Source organism: Acetobacter aceti (genome assembly GCF_002005445.1).
GTDB lineage: Bacteria > Pseudomonadota > Alphaproteobacteria > Acetobacterales > Acetobacteraceae > Acetobacter > Acetobacter aceti_B.
In genome coordinates, this window is record NZ_CP014692.1 from 1,610,784 (window position 1) to 1,634,124 (window position 23,341).

The window sequence follows — 23,341 nt, forward strand, 5'->3', positions numbered from 1 at the left end:
CAAATTATGTCTATTTTAGTTCGGAGGTAATATGTCAAAACGTGGCAGGCGGCCGATGGGAACACGGGCCATGACAGGGGCTGAACGTCAGTCCAGAATGAAAAAGAAATTACGGGAGAAGGTAAAGTGTATAGATGTACTAGCGGAGATACTATTTCTTTATGATAGAAATTTTAGTAACGAAGAAATAATACAAGTAATAAATTTATTTTCTACAAATAACAAAAATGACTACATGAATCTGGTAAATGAGTATCAAGAGAAATCTTGTAAAACCAATCAGATTGCACTGAACGAAATGTCACCCTTCAATTCGGACAAACATGCGCTATCAACTCGTTCAGATGGTGATTGACAGCGGAAAGGCTTTGCGAGTTTTGATTAAGAGGGCCTTTCAAAACCATGAATTGAGCGCATTGAAGCAGATGAGAGCGCAAGCGATGCGCGTGAAGGCGAGATGAATGTCGGCCCGTCTTTCGTAGCGAACGGCGAGGCGACGGAAGCGGGAGATCCATGCGAATGTTCGTTCGAAGCCCCAACGATGCCTGCCGAGATTTTGACTGCTTTCGACATCCCTGCGTGCAGGCGGTGCGGCAGCGCCGGTATTCATGTCCTTTGTCGGCATGGAGCTTTGCGGGACGATGTTTCAGGCGGCCGCGTTGACCACGGATGGCGGGGATCGCATCGAGCAGAGGTTCGAGCATCCGGCTGTCATGGACGTGGGCGTCGAAGAGCAGGACGGTCAGCGGCATACTCTGTCGGTCAGTGACGACGTGGCGTTTTGAGCCCGGTTTTCCACGATCCGTCGGGTTCGGACCTGTCGCATAGCCCCTTTTTTGCAGGAATGGACGAGCTGTCCATGCAAGCCCGGCTCCAGTCGATCCGGCCCCCGCAATGCAGCCGAGTCAGCAATTCACGGTGCAGTTTCGCCCATATGTCGGCGTCCTGCCAGTCGCGCAGGCGGCGCCGGCAGATCACCCCCGAGCCGCACCCCATCTCGCGCGGCAGCATCTTCCACGGAACGCCTGTCAGAAGAACGAACAGTATCCCCGTGAGCGCCGCGCGGTCGGGTACACGCGGGCGTCTACCTTTCGCATACACAGGAGGGCAGGAGTGCTGCGATCACCAAACACAGAGCATCGGAAACGAGAGGAATAGCCACATCCTCCCATTACCTGCCCGCATAAAAGTAAAAGTGATTTTGAAAGGCAATATAAATTCATGGTTACTTAAGGATGCATTTACAGAAACTATATTTATATTCAATAAGAATGTCGATTACCTTGTTTTCTTATGATTTATGCTCTTGCAAAATCTTGTTTATATTTAGCGATAATGTCGGGCAAATAGGGTTCTGTCGTCAGCTATAAAACTGTTGCTTTGACGAGCGCATGCAGTTCATTGCGTCATGAGAAACAGGCGAACGTGTGATGTCAGATCGTGAAATTCAGGTCTGTTTCGGGAAGTTCTTTATATAAAATTATCTTCTTTGAAAAAAAAAGTTTCGTCATGACGGTCAGGTCGGGTCTGTCTTTGCGTATGGCTGGAGGTATCACTCTGGCCTGCTTGATGTGGTGTCTGGCTTTTGCCCAGCAGGTGCTTGAGACTGTACCATCCCGAGCGATATCAGCGGATTCGGACGTAATCAGCGAAAGTGTTGATAAAATTCTGAATCGACCGCTTTTGAACCGGATCACCGACGTAAAGAGATTGCTCACGAGGAAAATGGCGTCTTCCATCTTGTGGGCATTCCGGGACATGCCGACACGTGGAAGGCAATTTTCAAACACGATAAAGGGGATGGGAAAAGCCGCGTTATGGTCGGGAGCGAAAGGGTGAACGACTGGACGATCGCATCCATTGATCCGGCTGGTGTCAATCTCACTCAGGGTAAAAACAAAACCGATTTCGCTGATCTTTTCAAAATACGCATCGTCTCTTTCTCCCGGAAAGGAAGCAGGCAGAACGGTTCATGGCATGAGTATAGGTGCGACTGATCCGCATCGGGCCTGGTGAAATGTGTAACTGACCACTGCAATTCGTTTCAAATCTGTGCCTTTCATAAAATGATAACACTACATGAAAATTCTTTCATTTAATTAACGCCCTGTCTCCTCCACCCCAGCCGGGGCCGGTCGATCGGAGTGGTATCAGATGATCCATAATTCGCCGATATCCGGTCATACCGTGCGAAAAGAAAGGTTCCGTGACGTGTTTGTAAAGCGCACGCGGCTTGCACTATCAGCTCTGCTGTCCATGTCTGTCTTTTCTCCAGTGTCCGGTCACGCAAGTGACTGGAACATCTGGTCTGGCGGCCAGCAGCAGTCCAGCTCTTTCGGAAATACATTCCCGACAAGAACTCCCATCAAGCATATTGTTGTGATCTATCAGGAGAACGTCTCCTTCGATCATTATTTCGCAACATACCCCAAGGCGACCAACCCGACCGGTGAGCCGAGCTTCCGTGCGCAGCGCGGCACGCCGACGGTGAACAACCTGCAGAACAGCAACCTGCTGCAGCAGAATCCTAACACCAACACAGCCAACGGCACGGGTGCAGCGCTTCCGTTCCGTCTGGATCGTACCCAGGCCAGCACGGCCGACCAGAATCATGCTTATACGGCCGAGCAGATGGCCTATAACAATGGCGCCGCAGATCTGTTCCCGCTTTACACGGGTTCTGGTTCGTCCGGTGGTGTCGGTGCTTTTGGAACAACTGGTCAGGTTCTTGGTTATTACGACGGTAACACCGTAACTGCTTACTGGCGTTATGCTCAGCGTTTTTCCATGAGCGACAATGCCTTCACTGATACCTATGGGCCGTCCACACCGGGTGCGCTTGAAGTTGTGTCGGGGCAGACCAACGGCCTGAAGCTGATCAAAACCACGCAGAAACCGTCGACAAAAGAAAATCCTTCCTCCTATATTTCTGATGGTCAGGGTGGATGGACGATGATCAACGACATCGATCCGGCTTATGACGTCTGTTCGTCCAAGAACAATCAGGTCATGATGACGGGCCGTAACATTGGTGACCTGCTCAATGAGCGCGGCATCACATGGGGCGGCTTCATGGGCGGCTTCGACCTTGATCTCAGCAATACCGACGGATCGGCAGGCTGCAAACGTACGACTTATTCCACTATCGTGTCCCAGAATGTGACGGATTACATCCCGCACCATAACTGGTTTCAGTATTACGAGAGCACTTCCAACCCGCAGCACGCCCGACCTCACTCAATCAAGTCGATCGGCTACACCTATATTCCGGGAACGTCGAAGAAAGACCCGGCGAATCACGAATACGACCTGAAGGATTTCTACAAGACTGCCAAAGAAGGCAACCTTCCAGCTGTTTCTTTTGTAAAGATGCCAGCCTATCAGGATGGGCACGCCGGCTATTCCGATCCTCTTGATGAGCAGGTTGGCGTGGTTGATGTAATCAACCTCCTTCAGAAGCTGCCAGAGTGGAAAGATACAGCTATCCTGATCTCTTATGATGACTCGGACGGCTGGTATGACCACGCTTATGTTCCACCGACACATGGTTCGTTTGACTCATCAGTTGATCAGTTGAACGGCGCCGGTATCTGTGGTTCGGGTACGGCTCCAAAAGGTCTTGAGGGCAAGCCTGTCAATGGGCGTTGCGGACCAGGAACGCGTATTCCTCTGCTTGCAATTTCTCCTTGGGCGAAGACGAACCACGTCAGTCATACTCTTGTGACGCAGGCTTCCATCATCCGCTTCATCGAAGACAACTGGCTTGGCGGCAAGCGTCTTGGCCAGGGATCATTTGATGCGACGGCTGGCAAGATCGACGATCTTTTTGACTTCAACGGTCGTTCCAACACTGAAAATCTGATCCTTGATCCGGATACAGGTGACATTCGTTCAGGACAGATGTCAGGCCACAATCACAACGGTTCGTCTTCACATGGTGATGATTCTCCGTTTGGCGGACACGGTCACGACTCTTCCTCCAACGAGAATTCTTCAAATAGCGGCCTTTCCGGTCTTCTGGCTGCAATCTGGGCGTTCCTTTCGCAATATGTCTGATCTTTCTCGTTCGATGCAGCCCGTTCTGGGCTGCATCAGTTTGCTTACGCTCTTATGGGCGACACCTGTTCTGGCTCAGGCCGGAACGGGTTCCTGTCTTCCTGCGTCTGACGGCAGTAATCCCTGTCCTGTGGAGATGCTGAAGCCAAAAGTGCAGCCGCTTTCGCAAATGGCTTTGATCGGCAAGCAGATATTCAATGATCCGCTTCTGTCCGGCTCAGGAAAGCTTTCCTGCGCTTCGTGCCATGAGCCGACAAACCATTATGCTCCATCGGGAGATTCTCCTGTTTTCTCCGGTGGAATGCAGCTCAACAAGCAGGGCAGACGGGCAATTCCAACGCTGACCTATGCGGAAAGACGTCCGAATTTCAGTATTGGTCTGGATGATCCTACAAGCGAGGCGGCTCCTGCTATCGTCGCGAATGTGGGTGGTGTTGAACGTGGGGGTAAAAGTGCCGCCAATAACGCTGCATCTGCCGGAAACCTTGTTCCACAGGGTGGACTTTTCTGGGATGGGCGGGCCGACACCTTGCAGCAGCAGGTGCTTGGTCCTCTTTATGATCCTGCCGAAATGGCTTCGTCACCAGAAAAGGTGATAGAGCGGATCAACGCTGCTCCCTATACTGCCGACCTCAAGCAGTTGGCTGGTATTGCTGGTCAGGCGTCTCCAGGATTCCTTCTGGCGGAAGCAATGTTTGCTCTCGCTAGGTATCAGATCGAAGATCCTGCATTTCACCGATATAACAGCAAGTTTGATGGGTGGCTTGAAGGCAGGGAGAAGCTCACGCCGATTGAGCGGGCTGGCTATCTTGCATTCAATGATCCTCAAAAAGGGAATTGCGCGGCCTGTCACGTCGATACAGTCTCAGGAAACCGACTGCCTCCAGTCTTCACCGACCATCAGTATGAAGCTCTGGGCGCTCCAAGAAACATGCAACTCGCAATAAATCATGATCCTGCCTATTATGATCTGGGTGTATGCGATCGTCAGCCGGATGGACGAACGAGCCTCAGCCTGTATTGCGGTATGTTCGCGACACCGACCTTGCGAAATTCAGCAACACGCCATGTGTTTTTTCACAATGGTGTTTTCCATTCCTTGAAGGATGTTCTGGATTTCTATGCTTTGCGTGATCTGGAACCGGCCAGATTTTATCCGATAGGAAAAAACAAAAAGATTCAGAAATACAACGATCTTCCAGAAAAATATCGCAAGAATCTCGATACGATGGATGCGCCATTGGACCGTAAGACTGGTGAGAAACCAGCCATGACAGAGGATGAGCGGGCTGCCATTATCGCATTTCTGAAGACGTTAACAGACAGGTAGTCTGTTAACGCGACAGAGGTGGCCCCGGCTTTTTGGACTGGGATGTAAGCTATAATCCGACCTGAGAGAGGGCGGGTTTTATGGCAAGGTTACGCGCAAGAGATATGCGGCGGAGTTCAAAACACGAGTTGCGCTGGAGGCGCTCCGCAGGGAACTGACGCTGGCGGAGCTGGCGTATAAACATGGATGCATCAGACGATGATCGCCCATGATAACGAAAGGCGTCCGCATACGGCGCCGACTGGACGTGCGTCCGATGAGGTGTATCATGACGGGTCAACGCCCTTTGGTCCGGGGTTAATCCAGGACCAAAGGGACAACAGCAGCACTGTCAGAATGGCGGCATAACAACAGCCGGATATAGCTTATTTAACCCCAAAAACTGTCCAAAAGGATGGGACCATCTCAATTTGGAAGTGAAAAACATAATGTCTGAAGGAAATAAGGCCAACACGATACCTACATTTCATGATGGATACCTAAATGGTATAATATTAAATGATAACATTGTGACATTACACATAAGACGTGTTGACGGTGACGACTACGAAGTCAGAATGTCTGAGGTTGAGCATCTGCGTCTCGATGATTTTCGACAAGGAAATATTATTCTCGACCTTAAGGTATGGAGCGGCAGACAATTTTCTCAATATGCAGATATTACAAAATTATATGAGCCTTATCATCCGTCAGCAGACCAAAAATATCACGACCAATATACGATTCTTTTAAATAAAATTACGGTAGAGGTCGAACGTGGTGAAAAAAGTTTTGTCGTAATTACCCCGTCTTATGGAGCAGAATTGTATGCGCTTTGTAAAACAATAGAATATAAACGTATTGTTGTACTTTAATAGCGATATTAACTTAATTTTTATCTATTTTTGTTAATTTTATATGTTCTTAAATCGGAGATTTCTGTATGATTAGACAGTCAGTTAACTCCATTTTTGCTGTTTCTGCTTTTATTGTGCCAGGAATTGCTTTTGTTTCTGGTTACCTTATCGCAGGATGTTTTCTTATTTTTCAGGCTTTTTTCTGTTACTATTACGCGAAAAGAAACCATCAAAATATCAATATTAGAAATCGAATTCTAAAAGTAATGGACGATAAAAATTCTTTTTTTGTTATTGTGTTCAGTGTTCTTGATGTTACTTTCCGCGTGTTTTTTATGCGCCAAAACAACCTCCTTTCATTTTCTTGCGATATTTTTGAAATTTCACTTATTGGAGTTTTATGCTTTGCTATTGTAGATGGAAAAACCACAAAAAGGGTGCAACGGTCATTCGAATAACTTCGAGATTTGAAAAGATTCGGGATATTTAATTCTGTTGATTGTTTTTCTCAGGTTTTTTGTCCCGATGTTATGTAGATAAGTCGTAATGCCTTGAGATTTTTTGAGCTATCACCAATATGACCAAGGACAGCATCAATCCAGACTTCTCGAATAGTATTGTCTTCGTTTCTCAGGATGGTGGATACGCTATGGCGGAATGAGTGGAAGACAGTATCTTCCGAAATGCCCGCACTGATTTTGTGTCTGCTGAAAGCCTGTTGAAACTTTGGGGATAGCAGATTCATTCTGCCGGAAGGTTTCAGGTCTTCAAATACAAACGTCTTACCAGCGTTCCTCATACGTTCTACGTGTTTAATAAGTCCTACCTTAACCAGTTCAGGATGGACGGGAACAACCCGCTCGCCTGCCTCGCTTTTAGGAGAGAATGTGACCTTCCTTCCATCTACCTCAACGGGGAGATGTTCGCGGATATACATCATCCAACCGTCATCAGTATGGACGAAATCCTCACAACGAAGGTGACAGATTTCTCCCTGTCTCATTCCGCTATAGGCAGCAATTGAGGTGATAAAGGCATATGTCTGTCGAGAGACAGCACTGCGTCCAAAACGATGATTGGTCAGTTTGAGAAGATTTTCCTCGCTCCAGTCCGAAATCGATCGAACGGAATCTGTTTTTAATTTAAATCCTTTCCAGACGTTTCGGCTTACCTGTTCAATGGGGAGCATGTAATCCCAAAAGCCTGAGATGAACGTGACCCGCTTCTCGACGGTAACACTGCTCATTCTCTCGATTTCTGTTCCTGATTTTTCTCTGAAGTCCGCAGCGGCAATCGCATCCTTAACGGGTGTATAGTGGATACTTTTACCATAATTTTTCGGAATCTTTTTCAGGATTTCAATAAATTCAAATGCGTCTTTTCCGCTGTATTTCGCAACGGGTTTATCTCCGATGATTTCCACGAACATAGCGAATGTATTTCGCAGAACTCTCACATCTTTCTCGTTCTTATAATCCTTGCTCTTCTTTTCCAGATACGACTCACTCACCTCAGAAAATAACGGACTGGCTGGAGCCACGGGAGCAGGAGAGGGGAGGCCGTTCGGCGTGTGATTATTCAGGACAATCTGAGACAGGCTGGACGCGATATTGGTTACTTGCCTGAGGGTTTCAGTCAACTCGTGCGCTGACTGACGGGATTCTTCCAGCCGTCCCTGCTGGTGAGCATTTTTCAGGCCCAGACGTTGAATTGTGAGAGCAATGTCTTCCAGTCGGACGGATTGGTCCTGAATGAATCTCCTGAAACGCTCATAATCGGACAGGCTTGAAAGCAGATGCTGCAATTCCTGTTTTTTCGACAGGACGGCCCGAAGCGTATCTTGTCCAGCGATTACCTCGTCAGCCGCCTGCAAGGCTTCTTCGAGAGTAGCAATATATTCTTTGTCCTGACTCATCTGACGGCAGTCTTCAAAAATGGCTTCGACCTGTCCGTAGACCATACCACCCCGTGCCGTGGCCGTAACCCGATTGGACGTTTTCAGAGAGAACCAGACTTCCTGCTTGCCGAGCAGGGGACGAATGGCAAAAGGAACTTTTCTGCGAAAATGGTAAGCCCCATTGACCCTGTGTAACATCTCCGACCAACCTCTGGTGGAGAAGGAAGTGGAGAGCTTCTCCACCGACCCTCTCGGATAGTGGACATTTTCTCCAATGATTTCAATGGGTTATTGAGACGAATGGCTGGGGGGGGGGGCTGGAGCCTCCTAGTGGTTCACATATAACTATTTGAAATCATTTAAGAAAAGTCTGAAAAACCCATCGGTGAGGACGTGTCCCCATTTTTGTCCCCATCGGTTCAATATGCTCAAGCAAAAACATGGCTCTTTTCATTTTCGTAAAATTGTTCCCAAGGCATTGCGGAAGACGCTCGGAAAGCGGGAAATCTGGTTGTCTCTGGGAACCAATCGGAAGCGTGAAGCTCTTTCGAGAGCGTGCTACATAAACGGATATGTCACAGAAATTTTCGAGCGTGCCGGAAGAATGACTGAAAAGTGGAATATCTCTAATTATTTCAGTGAATTAACAAGAATTATTAGAGAGAACAAAACAAGCTACAGAGACGAAATCATCGAACTCAGATCAAAGTATCTCGTTGATGCACCGGCTCCGATAGTGGCCGGTTTCGTATCTCAAGTCTCAGAACGACACCAAAATACATTAAATAAAATTAATGAACTTGCGTCGGAATTAGAGCAGGCGAAAAAGGAGGGAAATCCCGAAAAAGAAGTCACGCTCTTGGGTATGCTACGGGATGCAATCCAAAGAATTCCCACTCCCGGAAGCGTTCCAATGCCGGTGATGGCGGTTCAGCCAACGCCAGAACCACAGGAAAAATCTGAATTATTTTCCAAAGCTTCCACACAATATATCGAAATCAAGCGGGGAAGCGTCGGCGTCGAAGAAATCCAGCAGATTCAGACAGCTTCAAAGCTTTTTCTACGATTTATGAGGGACAAACAGCTTCACGAATACACAAGAAAAGACGCAAGGAATTTCATCGAACTGATAAGAAATCTACCGGTCAGATATGGTAAATCGCCCGGAGACAGACAAAAAACACTCTCTCAGATCATCGAAGAAGCCAAAAAACAAGACAACGAATACGCAACATTATCGACAAAAACTATCAACAGACACATACGAAATCTGGCGAATATCTGGAAATATTCAATATCTTCTGATGATTTGGAAGACAAAAAAGACAACGACATATGGACAAATCATATCATCACGCCGGTAAGAGAGGAACTCACAGACAGACGGCCATTCACAGACAACGAGTTAAAAATATTAGAAAATACCCCATGGCAACCTCGTGTCCATATCAATACCGTGCGTCAGATTTTGGCCGTTGCCTCTTACACCGGCATGAGGCTTGAAGAGATTTGCAGACTCAGGCCATGCGATATCGAGAAAATAGACGGAGTTTGGTGTTTTAATATCCAGACGCATAAAGACGAAAAAGGTCGCATAATTTGGGACCCAAAAACCGAGGCGGGTGCAAGAATTATCCCACTTCATCCATTCCTGAAATCTCCTGACCTGGGATTGATTGAAAGGGCAGAAAACTGCCGAAAATCAGGAAAAGATATGATCTTTTTCGATCTGTCATATGATAAATCACGGAAAAAATATGGCGTTCAATTCTCAAAAAGGTTCTCAGATTTTAAGACGTTAGCAGGGCTACCGGCTGAAACGGTTTTCCACTCGTTTAGACACATGGTGAGAACAAAGCTCGGTCATCGGACAGGTGGTGAAAAATATCCGACAGAGTGGATTGATCAGATTTTAGGACATGAATCGGCAGGGCAGGGGTCAAGATATAACCAAGGAACAACAGTTCAGAATCTATATTCAGTCGTAAAAACTCTGAAATATCGGGACTGGAACCCTATGAAAATCATGAGAAAATAGCAGAAACGAAAAAAGCCAGGAGATTGTCCCGGCTTTTCTCTTAATTACTGTGCTATAATGTTAACGACCAAGAAAACAACGGCACAGGCTTCTTTATATACTTATAATAGCATAAGTCTCCGCCGTCAATAAAGTTCTTTGGCGAAGGAGAATATGAATTATGAACAAATCGAGATAGTCATACGACAAAACCACCCCCGCATTTGGCAGGACTTATTATCTCTTCATTACACATATAAAAATCAGATAACAGCAAAAACCGCAGAAAACTGCGCCTGTCATGATGTCCATGAGGTAGCCGAACAGGTCGCCGGATGGGTCATATCATGCCCTGAAGATGTCAGGGACAGCTTTTCTCTGATGTCTATGACATATGACGAAATCAAAGAACGTCAACGAATCACACAGACAAAACTAACCCGCAAAGCGAACTTGTTACGTAGAAATTTCAGACGATATCTGAACATCCGACCCGATCAGGACCAGTTCCAACAGCAGTTCAATAGAGATAAATTAGAGTCTGAAAAGACATATATTGTCCGGTATGATTCCAAATCGGATAACACAGGATGGACAGCACATGATGCCAAGAAACGCGAACAGCGGAAACGATACAGGATCAATCATGACATCGCGGAACATTTAGACGATTTTTGTCTGAACTTCCTGAATTATTCCGGACTTTTCCTGTCTCTGACACTTCCGTCTGAATATCACGGCTGTTCATACGAAGAGGCAAAGGAAGAGATATCGAGACGTTGGACAAACATTCGCAGACGCCTGAAATATCGTAATATTCTTCATCTCGGGATGTCTGTCATTGAGTTGCAGAAGGATGAAACGCCACACTATCATATTCAGTTATATATCAATCCATCCGAGAGAGAATATGTTGAATCAGTCATATTGCATGAGTTTCCGAACGAGCAGGGCAGGCAGTATAATGCCATTCAATCAATATGGGATGCCATTAATTGCATCGGATATTGTCTGAAAGACTCAGGGAAAACAGATAATTACGTGAGCTTTATCGGACTGACAAAAGATATCAAATCAAGATACGATAACGTCTATCACAACAGAAAACATAAAGACTTGAGTGACTGGCGGATATCAAAATCCCGCCGCATGATGAAAAAGAACCAGTCGGATGGGCAGATATTATTGATGATCCGTGGGTTCTCTGACGACAAGCTGAACTCATTGAGTTCCAGACATCCTGATATGACTTATATCAGGAATGATATCCAGCGCCTGCAAGTGTCTTATATCCATGCTCTTCACTTCGGAGTGTTCAACAACGTCTGTAATTCTAATGAACAGATAGACACTCGTTGTCATGCAATCAAAATAACGGCAGTTTTCTCACGTTTTTATACTTTTGTCACAACTCAGGTATATGTATACCAAGAAGGTATATTACCTGTCTGCTACTTCTGGGAATGTGAAAAATCGAGAGGTCAGCCTCCTCCTTCAAAGAAGGAAAAGGCTTAATCAAACTCATGCAGAGACATCATAGCGATAATTTCAGCAGATTGGCACAAAAATCATAAATATTATTGGAAAGGTGCGGAATCTCATGAAAATTAATAATAATGATAAGCTGAAAAAATACAATTAAATCAGAAACATAAGGAAACCTACCGGAACAATCCTGTGGGACACGAGATATAATAGAAAATTATCTTTTATCATACGAAAACGCAAGAGAACGCCCTGAATGTCTATACTTTTTGGCTTTCTCTTGCTGTTCTGATTGCTTCAATTCTCTCATCTGTTTCATTGCGTGGACTGGGTTCTGTAGGGCTGTCTGCAATAGATCAATATTCTCAGTTTTATTTATATATTCAATTAATTCATCAAAATTTTTCTTCGCTTTCAAATAACTCTGAACAGTCAAGTCAGAAGCCCATTCTTTCCGCGTTCTTTCACGTCCAGAAACATACAAATCAGACATATAATTGAGAGAATAATTGAAATGATCATCATTATTCAAGATATCAAGATTATTGAAATTCTCTCTGTCATATTTTATATTTTTGAGTGCATCATTGAATTCTTGAAGGGTTTTTCTTGTCGAAGAGCCATTAAACCACGACGTTTTTGCCTTATGATATTTATTTCTGAGCGGTTTTAATATGTTTTCGTGTTTCTGACGAACAAGAACGGGATTGCGACTATCTGGATCAGAGAAAGGCTCGGGCTTAATATGACGCCATCGGGCCATGAATTTTTGTTCAAGCTCCGCAAGTTTTTTGTGAAATGCTTCCTGCCCGGCAAGAGCCTGCTGTATCGTCTGACGCGCTTGCATTCTATCGGAATTTTGTCTGTTAACCGCCGTTTTTTCATCCCGGCTCATCGCTTCTGTTGTCTCGCTCGTATCATTAGCAAGATCAGCATGAATGTGGCTGACAGGCTCGGGAGAAGGAGCCAATTTCCGGGGCGCTGAAGCTGGTCTGTTTTCACGACTTGCTTCAGGTCCATTTTTACTAAAAACCGTCTGTAGGGGTTTCTCAGAAGAAGTTTTCGGTTCAGACGTTACAGACTGAACCGGTGTCAAACTGGCTTCATAAGCATGATATTGCTGATTAAAATCAGATTTTTTCATATCGAAAAGACGATGGGCAGAACCGAGAAACTGATTGTCATGATTCACAATGATGTATGTGTCTTCTTTGTCTCCCTTTCTGATTTTCAGATTATCCAGTCCTTCAATCATCTGGCCGAATGTTTCCGATGTGACACGTAAGTCTTTCAATGTCTGGCGGATTTCATTCAGATTGATGCCATTTGCCTTCGCACGTCGAAATTGCCTCTCTGAATATGATGCATCCGGGGTATTTTTGGGATCTAATGATGGTGTGTTTCTTCTGATGGTATCAGCATATGATTTCCGGCCTGCTCGCTCTAAGTCGTTGATAACAGATAAATTATGCTTGCCAACAACATGAACGTGACCAAAATCAATTTCAGCAATGCGGGCAATTTTCTCTTCTCGTATCTTTGAAAATGATGAATCCATAATTTTCCCATTTGCCAACACTTCGGGAAAATATACATGATAATGGTGAGATGAAGCTTTGTTATCTGCTCGTTGTTTATCATGCCGGATAATGGTTGCCGTTTTTGGGTCAGCTTTGAATTCATGAGCATACATACGAACGACATCAAGCGCCTGATTGTCAGTCATATCTTCATATGATGATATCTTTACGTGCCTGACTGCATACTGAGAACCGACCGCTTTTGCTCTACCCAATTCTGATTTTACGTCAAATTCAAAACCTTGAAGAACCTGAATATCGTCATTATCAGAACCATGGAAAACATGACGACAAGTCGATGACATGCCTTGCGATGATGTTTTCATGCGTGCCGATTTAATTATCACCGGAGTTATCTCCGGATAGTAGCAATTATGCTATCAATATCGGATAGAATTTTAAGACATTGTTTCATGTTGTTCTGTGTATCGTTAAAACTCTGACCAGAATTCAGGCGATGAGCAATCTGATTCAGATTGTTGCCTATCCGGCTGACTTCTTCTCTTGTCGTTTTCAATTCCGTGAGTAACGAAATCTTATCAGCCTGGAGCATTGGAGCAGAGTTCATCAGCGACCTGAAATAGTTTGCAAGGGTCTTATATCCCGCACTCCGGGCAGATGAATTCCAGCGTTGCAATTCATCTCTGGAAGATCGGACGGATAGACGGGTCTGTGTTCTGTTCAAATTCGGCTTCATAATAATTATCCTCAAATTGTAGAATTCTATAAGCAGGTCCACGGGTGCAACCCTGGCCAGATGGCATTGGATAGCCCTGAAAGGGGTAGCCGGATGCCATCTCTGGCAATACAATTGTAATACAGATTTCAGATGATGGCTGATTAACGGAATAAAATTAATTTAATACATTAAATTATAAGAATTATACCGAAATTATTATTGTGTTAATTTCTTCAATACACAACCTGACTGACCATAATTAAATTAATCAAGACGGGTATTAATGATACCTTCCGAAACCAATTCCTGAACCCATAGGCCAGTAGATTTCAACTTCCACCATTCTTTTCTTCGTGTATTTGGGAGCCATCACGGGCTACGTGACCGGACGCTCTGCCACTGGTCTCAGGCTTCCTACCATTGGAAACATCCTTCTGTTCGTCGTTGTCCTGATACTGGCCGATGGTCTTCTGTGGCTGATGACTTTCAATTACGTCATGCTTGCCATAGCTGTGCTTTTCACCCGATACGCATCGGCATCTCTTTTTAAATCACGAAATAGCCACGCCATCAGCTTTCAGTTTTTTAACAATCAGTTTTCTCAAACTCAGGAGCATGTTTTCAAAATTTTCATCGTCAGGCGTGAAAGCACAGCCCATTTTTATCATTCTTTCTTCAGTAATACCTCTTCCGTCATTCATCATTTTATCAATTTGATTGACAACAGCGATAGCATAATCATTTCCACGGATACAATTGACTATATTTTGATACATTACCTCATCTTCTTCATCATATTCATTGGATAAGTCATAGTCTTCATGAAAATAGGCACCAATAACATTAGATAATTCAGGGTATAATTTATCATCATCTTTACTCCGCAACATCTGGAAAAGACGTGATAAGAAGGTATTTTTTTCCATTGACATTAGTTCCTTTCAGAGTAATTTTTACTTTTGTTGTCTTCTCAAATACTGCGCTACCACGTTTTACTCCATAACCAACACTGTAATCTTCAAAAAAATTAATCCCTTTATTGTCGTATGTTAATTTTAAATCAGTCTGACACCCTGATTTTATCCATGCATTGATTTCTGATTTATTTTTCCTGAGTGCTGCTGACGTGAAAATTTCAGCCTCTTTTAGATTTCGGTATGTTCCAGCCCCTGGGACTCCTTGTTTTGTTATTACCTTTCCACTCTTCTTTGTCTTCTGATAGGATTGCACTCTGCCTAAAAGATACTCATCACTCTTGCCAACGTGTCTGGCAATAGCATGACTTTCCAACGCCTCTTCTTCCTGTAGGTCAATCAAACCACCACGAACTCGATAGATTCTGACCGCTTTCAGGTAGCCCGCTATCGAAGTCGGGACGGCTATGTCAGCAATCACACCAGCCATTCCGGCCACTTCAGGTCGGCACCCAAGGGCTTCACACCCTGCTTTTACCGTGCCGTAAGACAGCGTGTTCGCAGTTTCTCCGGTCCATGCCTGTGCGACACCGACATAGAAATCATCAGCACCATGTCCACCCAGAAGACTACCGGCAACCTTAGTCAGTAGCGTAGGGTCTGGTAGAGCAACCAAAGCAATCCCGGAAACTATCTGGACAGCCCCGGCTATGATTTCCAGAGTGCCAACAGCCCTGTTGAAAAATCGGCCCCCAATAGTCTCGGGTTCACTGATGGATTTCCCCTGTAAAATCGCTGAAAGCTGGATGGGAGAGAGGACTATTTTCAATCCATTCTCATCGTCATCAGGAGACGCATCGTGAGCGTGGGAAGCAGACATACTGACACATAATCCTTTTGCTTTTTTTTAGCCTATCAACACCAGGAATGCCAACGAATACTGGTTACGCCTTCCGAAACCAGTCCCAACAATTTCGTTCCGAAAATTGTTAGAACCTATCGGTCGATGAATTTCCCTTGAATGTCGTGATGTATCTACGTTATGAAAATGTATCTACACGCGCAATCCGGGAGGATGATATGCAGGTCTCGAAATGGGGAAACAGTCTGGCTGTCCGCATTCCCAGTCACATGTTGAAGGAACATGGTATCCAGGAAGGCGACAATGTGGAGATTACCATCAGACGGGTAAAATCACGCAAGGAAGCCCTGGCTGATCTGAAGGAACTGGGGAGACAGTTGCCTGCGGATTTCCGTATCGAACGGATTTCTGATGCTTCTTGATTCCAATATCATTCTGTATGGCATCATTCAGGATGACAGAAAGACGCCCATTGCTGACAGACTGATGGAGCAAGGTGGCTTCCTCAGTATTCAGACACTGAATGAAGTCACGAATGTCCTGAGAAAGAAAAAGAAGGACTGGGAGTTCATCAACAGGCTTCTGGAAGACCTGTATATCTCCTTTTCCGTTCTGCCTGTGGATATCGAAGTCCATAAGGCAGGCGTGAAGATAGCCGGACGTTATGGACTGTCCACCTATGATTCCATGATTATTGGATGTGCGTATGTGAACGGGATTGAGACCGTGTTGTCCGAGGATATGCAGGATGGACAGGTCATCTTCGATGTCGTGAAGATCATCAATCCGTTCTCATGACTAAACGGATGATGATTTCAAATATTGATATCCTATAAGCCCGGAAAACATTTACTAACCCCTTTATGTGACTCACAAAATTATTCACGCTTGGCGAAATGTAATTTCACTGGCCCACTATGGTAGTCCCATAAGAATACACAGCATTCCCGGAATCCGTGTCCCTTTTGAATTATAATCAGTCACAGGGAACGGTGAGAACCGTCATCTCTATGATTCAAAAGGAACGAAAAGGATGCGATATGGATACGCACGGGTAAGCACGACTGACCAGTCCCTGGAACTCCAGGAAGAAACACTCCGGAAAGCAGGATGTGAAATCATCCGGGGAGAGAAGGTTTCCGGTTCATCACGTCATGGCAGGAATGAACTCGATATTCTGCTTGAATTTCTGCGCCCTGGTGATTCCCTTGTCGTTACCCGGATTGACCGCCTTGCGAGATCAATCAGTGATCTTCAGGACATCATGAGAACGCTGGAACAGAAGAATGTCTCACTGGTCTGCACAGAACAACCCATCGACACCAGTAACGCGATTGGCAAAGCTTTCCTGAACATGCTCGGAGTCTTTGCACAGTTTGAAAATGAACTCCGGCGGGAACGACAACTGGAAGGAATAGCCAAGGCAAAAGCCAAAGGCGTTTACAAGGGTCGGAAACAGATGATTGACCATGACAGGGTGAAAGCCCTGAAGGCCGAAGGGCTTGGTGTCGCTAAAATCATGCGACAGACAGGCATTTCAAAAACCCATGTTTACCGCATTATCAATGAGAATTCCGAGAAAAATCACGCTTAAGAATTTCGTGCTACACAAAATAATAAATATCGTGTTACACAAAAATCAGAATTATGTGTAACACGATATTCCTATGTATATACATGATGTTTCGCGCAATTTTCACAAATATATCACACATTTCCGCGCAGGATTTGCCTGTCATCTGGAAAATTCACAACATGGATAATGATAGAAAATAGCTGGTTTCTGCCATATTGTTGGCATCATAAAGAAAAATTCCAAGTATTTTCTTCGCGCAATTTTCATGCAAAAACAACACTGTTGCGCGCAATCCACATTTTTATGTTTGCATAATACAAATAGAAATCGAATATTGTGTCACACAAAAATATCGAATTTCGTGTAACACGAAAAGCAGGAATTCTGTGTCTCACGAAATTCCATGTCATACAGTGTATGACAAAGTACCTGCCTATGTCTGACAGTTTTTACGAATTTGTCTGACAGGATTCCGTATTATGTCCGACATTTTTCATGAATTGTCATACATTTCATATTTTCTGTAATACAGTTTATTTTTATTTGTGTGTTACACAAAATATATGATATAGTTTATTTATTATAGGAATTTTATTATGAGAAAAAGGGGTCGTCCACCAATTCATTCCCGAGCCATGACAAATCAGGAACGTCAGCAACGCAAGGCACAGAAACAACAGCGTGAATGGACTGACGCCATTTTTGCGCTTTCTGAACTGGGTGGCATCATTGAAAAAACAGGCATGCTGAATCTATCCGATGATGATGTGACGGATAGACTTGCTGAAATCCAGAATGAAATCAGGGACTCTGTCTATGGTTTCCGTGCGATAGCCCTGCACAGGTCGATGTCTGCACCAAAGGAAACAGAAAGCTGGACGCTGGTGCCCTGAATGTATGACGTGTCAGGGAAAATATCGGACATTACACATATAATGTCATACATAAGGCGGAGAATGTATGACAATGATAGAGGATAGTAATACAGAACGAGGTTCATGGAGCATTCGGGGCATCTCCCCCGATGTACGACAGGCTGTAGGAATACAGGCAAAAAAAGCTGGCATCCCGGTTGGTCAGTATATTGAGCAGGCTATCCGGGAAAAGATAAAATCAGATAGGTCCAGCGGTCGCTCTCTGACTGTGACAGGGAAAACATCTGTCAGCCTTCAAGATACCAATGAATTCATTGGTATGATTGCCAGACTGGCAGATGCTGGTGTGGAAATTCCGCCAACGCTGTCAAGGAATGCTGTTTCATTACTGAACCGCGTTGGGCGGGATGTGAAGAAGGGAAAAGCCAGTTATTCAGAGATAACTTCACCCTGAAGCTTCCCTTTGTCATCACGATGAAAGCGGTATTTCGACGTGTGAGGTTCATTCATGACCATCACGTTCACCGTGCAATCCCAGACATTCTTGAATCCTTTGGTCGCTGAACAATCCAGACTCTGGATATCCAGCGCCTTTTTTATTTTGTCTATGGTATTATCCCGCTCCAGCTAACTATGTTTCTGAAAAGGATTCACGGAGTAAACTTCGGAAATGGATTGCATGGCCATAAAATCTCTGACCTCATCTTTACCGGGAGCATTATCGCCACACGCGGTCAGACTGACGAGCATGGTCAGTGCTGTGGCTGTTCGAGTTATCTTCATTCTGATTTCTGTTCCTATCAGGGGAAACTGTGTTTCACTTTTCAAGTGATTTCAGAAAGTCAGGATTGTTCCTGACTGCTGTTTCAATCACGGCCAACGCTTTTTTCTGATTTCTTCTGACCAGAAAATTCAGGTGAATGAAGGCGATAAAAGGCGTGATAACCGTAAAAACAACGATATCTGCGGGAGTAGCGTGGACAATCACAAGCATCAGGATACTCACGATCACCAGACCGGCCAGATAGGACAGAAACAGCTTTCTCCATCCATAACGATTGATGACTCCAGGCAGGCCCTCATCATTCGTCCATCCGGTTGCGGTCGTCAGATTACGCACAAGAAGATGACCCGTTGCGTTAGCTCCTTTTACACTTCCCCAGACGACAGCGATCTTTTGTCCTTCCCGAAGTGGATAATTTCCGCTGATCTGACGTTCATGTCCTGACGGAGTCACCACCCAGAATGTCTGGTTCTGCGTGGTGGTGGTTGTCACTTTTGGTCCCTGAAACTGGTAGTTACCGCCCCCGAGGTGCGTAGCCGTGCCATTTCCAGATGACGTAACGCTGGTCGTGGACCAGTTCTGAAGTCCCCGGACCTCTCCCTCGATTCCATCGATCCAGAACGGAATTCCGAAAATTTCGATGTTCATCTGACTACAGATTCGGAGAGAGACGCCGAAAACCGGCAGTTATACTGGAAATCATGACGAACAGAGTCCCCGAGAATAAGATATGTTCTCCGGATGTTATCTCTGAATCACCTGATTTTGTTACACTGTTCTTACAGCATCCACTGACCACTCACGGACAGCAGAGTATGAGCAAAAGAACGGAGCGAAATTTATGGAAAGGTATGGATATGCACGGGTGAGCACGGGCAAACAGACAACAGACAGCCAGATCACCGATCTGACGCGGGATGGCGTCTCTGACTGCCATATTATTCAGGAAACAGTATCAGGAGCTACGGACTGGAAATCCCGGCCTTTGCTTCGCAAACTCATTCGGAAACTCAGGACAGGAGATACACTGACCGTAGCCAAACTGGACAGGCTCGGTCGTAATGCTGTTGATGTTCTGTCTCTGATTGAACGGTTGAAAAAACGCGGAATTTCCGTGCGTATCCTGAATTTTGGCGTTGATACTTCCGGCTCTGGAGGGGCGCTGTTTCTCCTGTTACTGGCCGGATTTGCGGAATTCGAGCGCAACCTGATCCGTGAGCGGGTGATCGCTGGACTTCAGACTGCCAGGGAAAAGGGGGTCCGGCTTGGCCGACGCCCCAAACTGTCCAGAGCCAAGATTGCTCGCGCCCGGCATCTGAGAAAACAGGGCTTCTCCATCACTAAAATTGGCCTGATCCTGAATGTCTCCAGGATGACGGTCTGGCGATCTACAAAAGAGGTCACTCCTGGTTCAGACGCCTAACATTTATTGCACAACACGCATAACAATCATGCATTAAACACATATTCCGGAATCAGGTGATTTTGGGACGAATTCTGAACCAGACAAGCAATGCCATTCATTGCTACTGAATTCTCTCCCCACATGTTCTCCTTTTGTGCTATTAAACAATCTATGAACGATTCGCTTTCCGACATGCCCGTCATTGGCAATAACAAAATTGCAAATCTAACCGATGCTCAGCTTCTTATCATCGAACTGGCCACAGACGATCCACGACGAGAAGTAACGGTTTCTGGAAAATTTCCAGAAAACTGTGAATTGACTTCTATCTTAAAAACATATGACTACCGTGAGCAAAAATTGCCATGCTCTATTCGTGGATGTAGTGCCAGACACCATAAGGGATTTGTTGTCCAAGCCGGTTCTGAAAAAGGACTTGTTGGAAAAGATTGCGGAAAAAAGCATTTTGGTGACTCTTGGGATGAGCATCAAAACGCCTACACGGATGCGAGAAACAGACAATCCTCTCTGTTATTAAGAGACAAAATCTCTTCCGTCCTGACAAATGACGCAATTAAATCCATAAGAGCTTGGAGAAGCTATTTCCAAAATGTCGACTCAAAGATAAAGAGTGTCAGAGATTTTATTCCAGATATTTATAAAATTATTTTGAAAAATACAGAGAAAGGGAAGTATTACCTTTTTACCGTAGAAGAAATAGACAAAAACATCCTTCAATATACAGATGAATTACGCTCTCGCGCACCTCAATTTAGAGAAAAAATAATTCACAGATTACCGTCAAGTAATATATATTGTATAATTTTTCGCCAGAAGGCCGAAAAAGGAATTAGTCTTATAGATGATTACCACAACATAATACACAAAAATCCCGTATCAACTTCTGAAATGCAACGTGCAACAAAAAAATTGAGGGATGGAATAAAAATACTAAATGAGATTTTTTCCCTTGTCCCCGTAGTTCAAAATTTTCTCTCTGTAGAAAATTTGAGAGGCATTGCAAGGTGGGCGCAATTAGAAGGTGATGTAGAAAATATATCCATTACTGACTCAAAAAGTATTTCAAAAATCAAAATTGAATGGGGAGAGAAAGAAATTCAAAAAATTATGATACCATTTATTGTGGAAAAAAATCATGAAGTCCTAAATATACTGTCTGAAAATGCTGACGTGCATCATACATGAAGTCGTTGGCCTAATTCCTAAAAGGAAAAACCGTCACGAAATTGAGCAGGAAATTCAGTGTCGGCAGAGCCAGTATACAATGCATATTATCAAACGCAGGCGTGTCAGCTTTATCCCGCGAGAGTATGTGAGGCGAAAGCCTCACATATATAAAAGCAAATCTACAAAAATTTACAAAATACTAAAACAGACAAAAACGGCAGATATCCGCTGTTTTTTTGTGTTCGGTCAATCATATTCGCGATATCATAAGTCTGGATAAATCAAGCGTAAAAACTGCATATCAATGCGTTCAAAACACATAACGAAGAACCGGACGAACACGCAGAAGCAGACTAAACTGTCTCCGTGTTTGTCCCCATCTTGGGTTTTTCGGTCTTCTAAATAATTGATTTTTAAGGGCTTTTATGTGTTGGCTGGGGGACCTGGATACTGGCGGTCTCCACAGATTTCAGATAAAACCCATAAAAAACAAATACCTAGCAACTTCCCTGTCTGCTTGTTTGGAGAAGATTCTGTAGAAGTTCTCCAATGTCTGGGGTAGGATTCTATATGAAAGGGCGATAATCGCCAATCGATAATTATCCAAATATGGGCTTTGACCTACTTTCCAACGGCTCCAATAGCGTCGAAAATATTGCTTTGGATCTCAAGCTGGCCCTGTTCTTTGGCTTGCTTGGCATATTTCCCGATAGTGGAGGTCGGGACACCAGTGGCGCGAGATGCTTGCCGGTAGCTCTTCCCTTGAGCAATCAGGTCCAGACAGAGACGAATACGGGGACTACTCGCGGTAGGGCGTCCTATGGGCTTTCCTGAGCGTGTTCCATGCTTCTTGGCGTATGCGATTCCGAGGTGGATGCGCTCATGAATCATGCCACGTTCAAACTCTGCAAAGGTGGCCATCTGCTGGAATAACATACGACCCACAAGATTATTCGGGTCATACGTCAAACCGTCAGAGATAGAACGAACAATGATTCCGCGCTCTCTGAATTGCTCAATCATTTCACATATATGAATGAAAGAGCGACCAAGCCTGTCAATCTTCCAGATTGTGAGGGTATCGCCATCGTTTAACAGGCTGAGCAATTTGTTTAACCCTGGCCTGTCATCTGTTGAACCGCTGATAATATCCTGAAAAATATGGTCCGCAGAAATCCCGGCTTTTTTCAGGGCGTCAATCTGCTGATTAACGTCCTGCTTACAAGTGCTTACGCGGGCATATCCGTAAACAGTCATCAGTATTTTTCTAGAAAAGTCTGGTCCAGTTCGAGCAATTCCATGACATCTTCAGGGGCAGCAAAATTAGCCTCAAAGCGGAAGCCACTCACGTCTTTTGGAGCGGTGTCGACAGCATTATTCTGAACTTTTTCGCAGGCTTCAAAAATATCTTTATTTGTCACATCGCCATTATAATTATTTTTCTCAATACCGATGGCCCTGAATGTCCGTAAGCCAAACTTCTTTGCTTCAATCTGCCATTTTTGAACAGATTCAGGATTAGCCTGGGCTGTATTCATTGCGATGATAGCGAATGTAAATGCATCCTTCCCATTATTTGAAGGAAGTGCTGATGTAATAAATGCAGTCATAGAAAAATACTCCTTTAGTTCATGCTTTTTTGGTCCTTTTCGCATGGTGATTGATAGACAGGGTTTGGAGACGCCGAACCCTTTGCATTTCCAATATAACAGAAACTGAACAAAAAACAAGTCTTTTATAGACATTTAGTTGTAATTATTCAATAACAGTTTCGTGAAGTTACTTAATATACCATTAATATGCAATGATTACATGATATGTCGCACGAACATACTTCGTCTGTTCTATTGTCTAAGC

23 protein-coding genes and 3 pseudogenes are annotated in these 23,341 nt (G+C 44.6%); 16 read left to right on the plus strand and 10 right to left on the minus strand.

Annotated elements, in window-relative coordinates; translation table 11 throughout:
- Positions 1-70: 70 nt before the first annotated feature.
- Positions 71-355 carry a hypothetical protein gene (locus tag A0U92_RS07230; protein WP_187668887.1) on the plus strand — a complete coding sequence of 95 codons (285 nt, stop codon included), beginning with the start codon at positions 71-73 and terminating at the stop codon, positions 353-355.
- Positions 356-394: 39 nt separating this feature from the next.
- Here the strand turns inward: A0U92_RS07230 and A0U92_RS07235 are convergent.
- A pseudogene (locus tag A0U92_RS07235) lies at positions 395-1,162 on the minus strand (IS5 family transposase).
- 271 nt (positions 1,163-1,433) lie between these two features.
- Positions 1,434-1,739 carry a hypothetical protein gene (locus A0U92_RS07240; RefSeq protein ID WP_077812640.1) on the minus strand — a complete coding sequence of 102 codons (306 nt, stop codon included), beginning with the start codon at positions 1,737-1,739 and terminating at the stop codon, positions 1,434-1,436.
- Between the two features lie 415 nt (positions 1,740-2,154).
- Here A0U92_RS07240 and A0U92_RS07250 point away from each other — a divergent pair, with 415 nt between their 5' ends.
- From A0U92_RS07250 to A0U92_RS17275, 5 genes and pseudogenes are all read left to right on the plus strand, one after another.
- Positions 2,155-4,056 carry a phospholipase C gene (locus A0U92_RS07250; protein WP_077812642.1) on the plus strand — a complete coding sequence of 634 codons (1,902 nt, stop codon included), beginning with the start codon at positions 2,155-2,157 and terminating at the stop codon, positions 4,054-4,056.
- Entirely contained in the window at positions 4,049-5,386 is a 1,338-nt protein-coding gene (locus tag A0U92_RS07255) for a cytochrome-c peroxidase (protein ID WP_187668888.1), read from the plus strand. The genes A0U92_RS07250 and A0U92_RS07255 overlap by 8 nt, the downstream gene beginning before the upstream one ends.
- 61 nt (positions 5,387-5,447) lie before the next feature.
- Positions 5,448-5,593 (plus strand): annotated as a pseudogene (locus A0U92_RS18705) (transposase); the annotation flags it as partial.
- Between the two features lie 221 nt (positions 5,594-5,814).
- The gene (locus A0U92_RS17270; protein WP_149026409.1) at positions 5,815-6,240 is read left to right on the plus strand and encodes a hypothetical protein; all 426 of its coding nucleotides are present in this window, start codon (positions 5,815-5,817) and stop codon (positions 6,238-6,240) included.
- 68 nt (positions 6,241-6,308) lie between these two features.
- Positions 6,309-6,680: a hypothetical protein gene (locus A0U92_RS17275; RefSeq protein ID WP_149026410.1), complete on the plus strand. Its 372-nt coding sequence runs from the start codon at positions 6,309-6,311 to the stop codon at positions 6,678-6,680.
- 50 nt (positions 6,681-6,730) lie between these two features.
- Here the strand turns inward: A0U92_RS17275 and A0U92_RS07260 are convergent, their stop codons facing one another.
- Positions 6,731-8,362, minus strand: a complete 1,632-nt coding sequence (locus tag A0U92_RS07260) for a DUF6538 domain-containing protein (protein WP_149026411.1) — start codon at positions 8,360-8,362, stop codon at positions 6,731-6,733.
- 181 nt (positions 8,363-8,543) lie between these two features.
- On the opposite strand from A0U92_RS07260, the pseudogene A0U92_RS18630 reads away from it, so the two are divergent.
- The 3 genes and pseudogenes from A0U92_RS18630 to A0U92_RS07270 form a co-directional block, all read left to right on the plus strand.
- A pseudogene (locus A0U92_RS18630) lies at positions 8,544-8,699 on the plus strand (DUF6538 domain-containing protein); the annotation flags it as partial.
- Positions 8,700-8,723: 24 nt separating this feature from the next.
- Entirely contained in the window at positions 8,724-10,157 is a 1,434-nt protein-coding gene (locus A0U92_RS07265; RefSeq protein WP_187668889.1) for a tyrosine-type recombinase/integrase, read from the plus strand.
- Positions 10,158-10,310: 153 nt separating this feature from the next.
- Positions 10,311-11,651, plus strand: a complete 1,341-nt coding sequence (locus A0U92_RS07270; protein ID WP_077812645.1) for a rolling circle replication-associated protein — start codon at positions 10,311-10,313, stop codon at positions 11,649-11,651.
- Between the two features lie 187 nt (positions 11,652-11,838).
- On the opposite strand, the gene A0U92_RS07275 is transcribed toward A0U92_RS07270, so the two are convergent.
- The 4 genes from A0U92_RS07275 to A0U92_RS07290 all read right to left on the minus strand — a co-directional run bounded on the left by A0U92_RS07275 (position 11,839) and on the right by A0U92_RS07290 (position 15,674).
- Positions 11,839-13,548, minus strand: coding sequence for a hypothetical protein (locus A0U92_RS07275; RefSeq protein ID WP_149026412.1), 1,710 nt, complete (start codon positions 13,546-13,548; stop codon positions 11,839-11,841).
- 5 nt (positions 13,549-13,553) lie between these two features.
- Positions 13,554-13,898, minus strand: coding sequence for a MobC family plasmid mobilization relaxosome protein (locus A0U92_RS18635; protein ID WP_149026413.1), 345 nt, complete (start codon positions 13,896-13,898; stop codon positions 13,554-13,556).
- 533 nt (positions 13,899-14,431) lie between these two features.
- Positions 14,432-14,806, minus strand: a complete 375-nt coding sequence (locus A0U92_RS17280; RefSeq protein ID WP_149026414.1) for a hypothetical protein — start codon at positions 14,804-14,806, stop codon at positions 14,432-14,434.
- Positions 14,757-15,674: an RNase A-like domain-containing protein gene (locus A0U92_RS07290; protein WP_077812649.1), complete on the minus strand. Its 918-nt coding sequence runs from the start codon at positions 15,672-15,674 to the stop codon at positions 14,757-14,759. The genes A0U92_RS17280 and A0U92_RS07290 overlap by 50 nt, the downstream gene beginning before the upstream one ends.
- Before the next feature lie 200 nt (positions 15,675-15,874).
- On the opposite strand from A0U92_RS07290, the gene A0U92_RS07295 reads away from it, so the two are divergent.
- From A0U92_RS07295 to A0U92_RS17285, 5 genes are all read left to right on the plus strand, one after another.
- Positions 15,875-16,078: an AbrB/MazE/SpoVT family DNA-binding domain-containing protein gene (locus A0U92_RS07295; RefSeq protein WP_077814306.1), complete on the plus strand. Its 204-nt coding sequence runs from the start codon at positions 15,875-15,877 to the stop codon at positions 16,076-16,078.
- Positions 16,068-16,454, plus strand: coding sequence for a PIN domain-containing protein (locus A0U92_RS07300; protein WP_077812650.1), 387 nt, complete (start codon positions 16,068-16,070; stop codon positions 16,452-16,454). Before A0U92_RS07295 ends, A0U92_RS07300 begins: the two co-directional genes overlap by 11 nt.
- Before the next feature lie 235 nt (positions 16,455-16,689).
- Positions 16,690-17,250, plus strand: coding sequence for a recombinase family protein (locus A0U92_RS07305; protein ID WP_077812651.1), 561 nt, complete (start codon positions 16,690-16,692; stop codon positions 17,248-17,250).
- A 617-nt stretch (positions 17,251-17,867) separates the two neighbouring features.
- On the plus strand, positions 17,868-18,125 hold the full coding sequence (locus tag A0U92_RS07310; RefSeq protein WP_077812652.1) for a hypothetical protein: 258 nt from the start codon (positions 17,868-17,870) through the stop codon (positions 18,123-18,125).
- A 67-nt stretch (positions 18,126-18,192) separates the two neighbouring features.
- Complete coding sequence (locus A0U92_RS17285; RefSeq protein ID WP_149026415.1) at positions 18,193-18,561, plus strand: type II toxin-antitoxin system HicB family antitoxin; 369 nt, start codon at positions 18,193-18,195, stop codon at positions 18,559-18,561.
- Positions 18,562-18,924: 363 nt separating this feature from the next.
- On the opposite strand, the gene A0U92_RS07320 is transcribed toward A0U92_RS17285, so the two are convergent.
- Positions 18,925-19,539 (minus strand): hypothetical protein, encoded by a 615-nt coding sequence (locus tag A0U92_RS07320; RefSeq protein WP_077812654.1) that lies wholly within the window; start codon positions 19,537-19,539, stop codon positions 18,925-18,927.
- Between the two features lie 193 nt (positions 19,540-19,732).
- On the opposite strand from A0U92_RS07320, the gene A0U92_RS07325 reads away from it, so the two are divergent.
- Entirely contained in the window at positions 19,733-20,314 is a 582-nt protein-coding gene (locus tag A0U92_RS07325; protein WP_077812655.1) for a recombinase family protein, read from the plus strand.
- A gap of 90 nt (positions 20,315-20,404) precedes the next feature.
- The gene (locus A0U92_RS07330; protein WP_077812656.1) at positions 20,405-21,502 is read left to right on the plus strand and encodes a hypothetical protein; all 1,098 of its coding nucleotides are present in this window, start codon (positions 20,405-20,407) and stop codon (positions 21,500-21,502) included.
- A 603-nt stretch (positions 21,503-22,105) separates the two neighbouring features.
- Here A0U92_RS07330 and A0U92_RS07335 read toward each other — a convergent pair.
- Positions 22,106-22,741: a recombinase family protein gene (locus A0U92_RS07335; protein ID WP_077812657.1), complete on the minus strand. Its 636-nt coding sequence runs from the start codon at positions 22,739-22,741 to the stop codon at positions 22,106-22,108.
- The gene (locus tag A0U92_RS07340; protein WP_077812658.1) at positions 22,741-23,094 is read right to left on the minus strand and encodes a hypothetical protein; all 354 of its coding nucleotides are present in this window, start codon (positions 23,092-23,094) and stop codon (positions 22,741-22,743) included. The genes A0U92_RS07335 and A0U92_RS07340 overlap by 1 nt, the downstream gene beginning before the upstream one ends.
- Between the last annotated feature and the right edge of the window lie 247 nt (positions 23,095-23,341).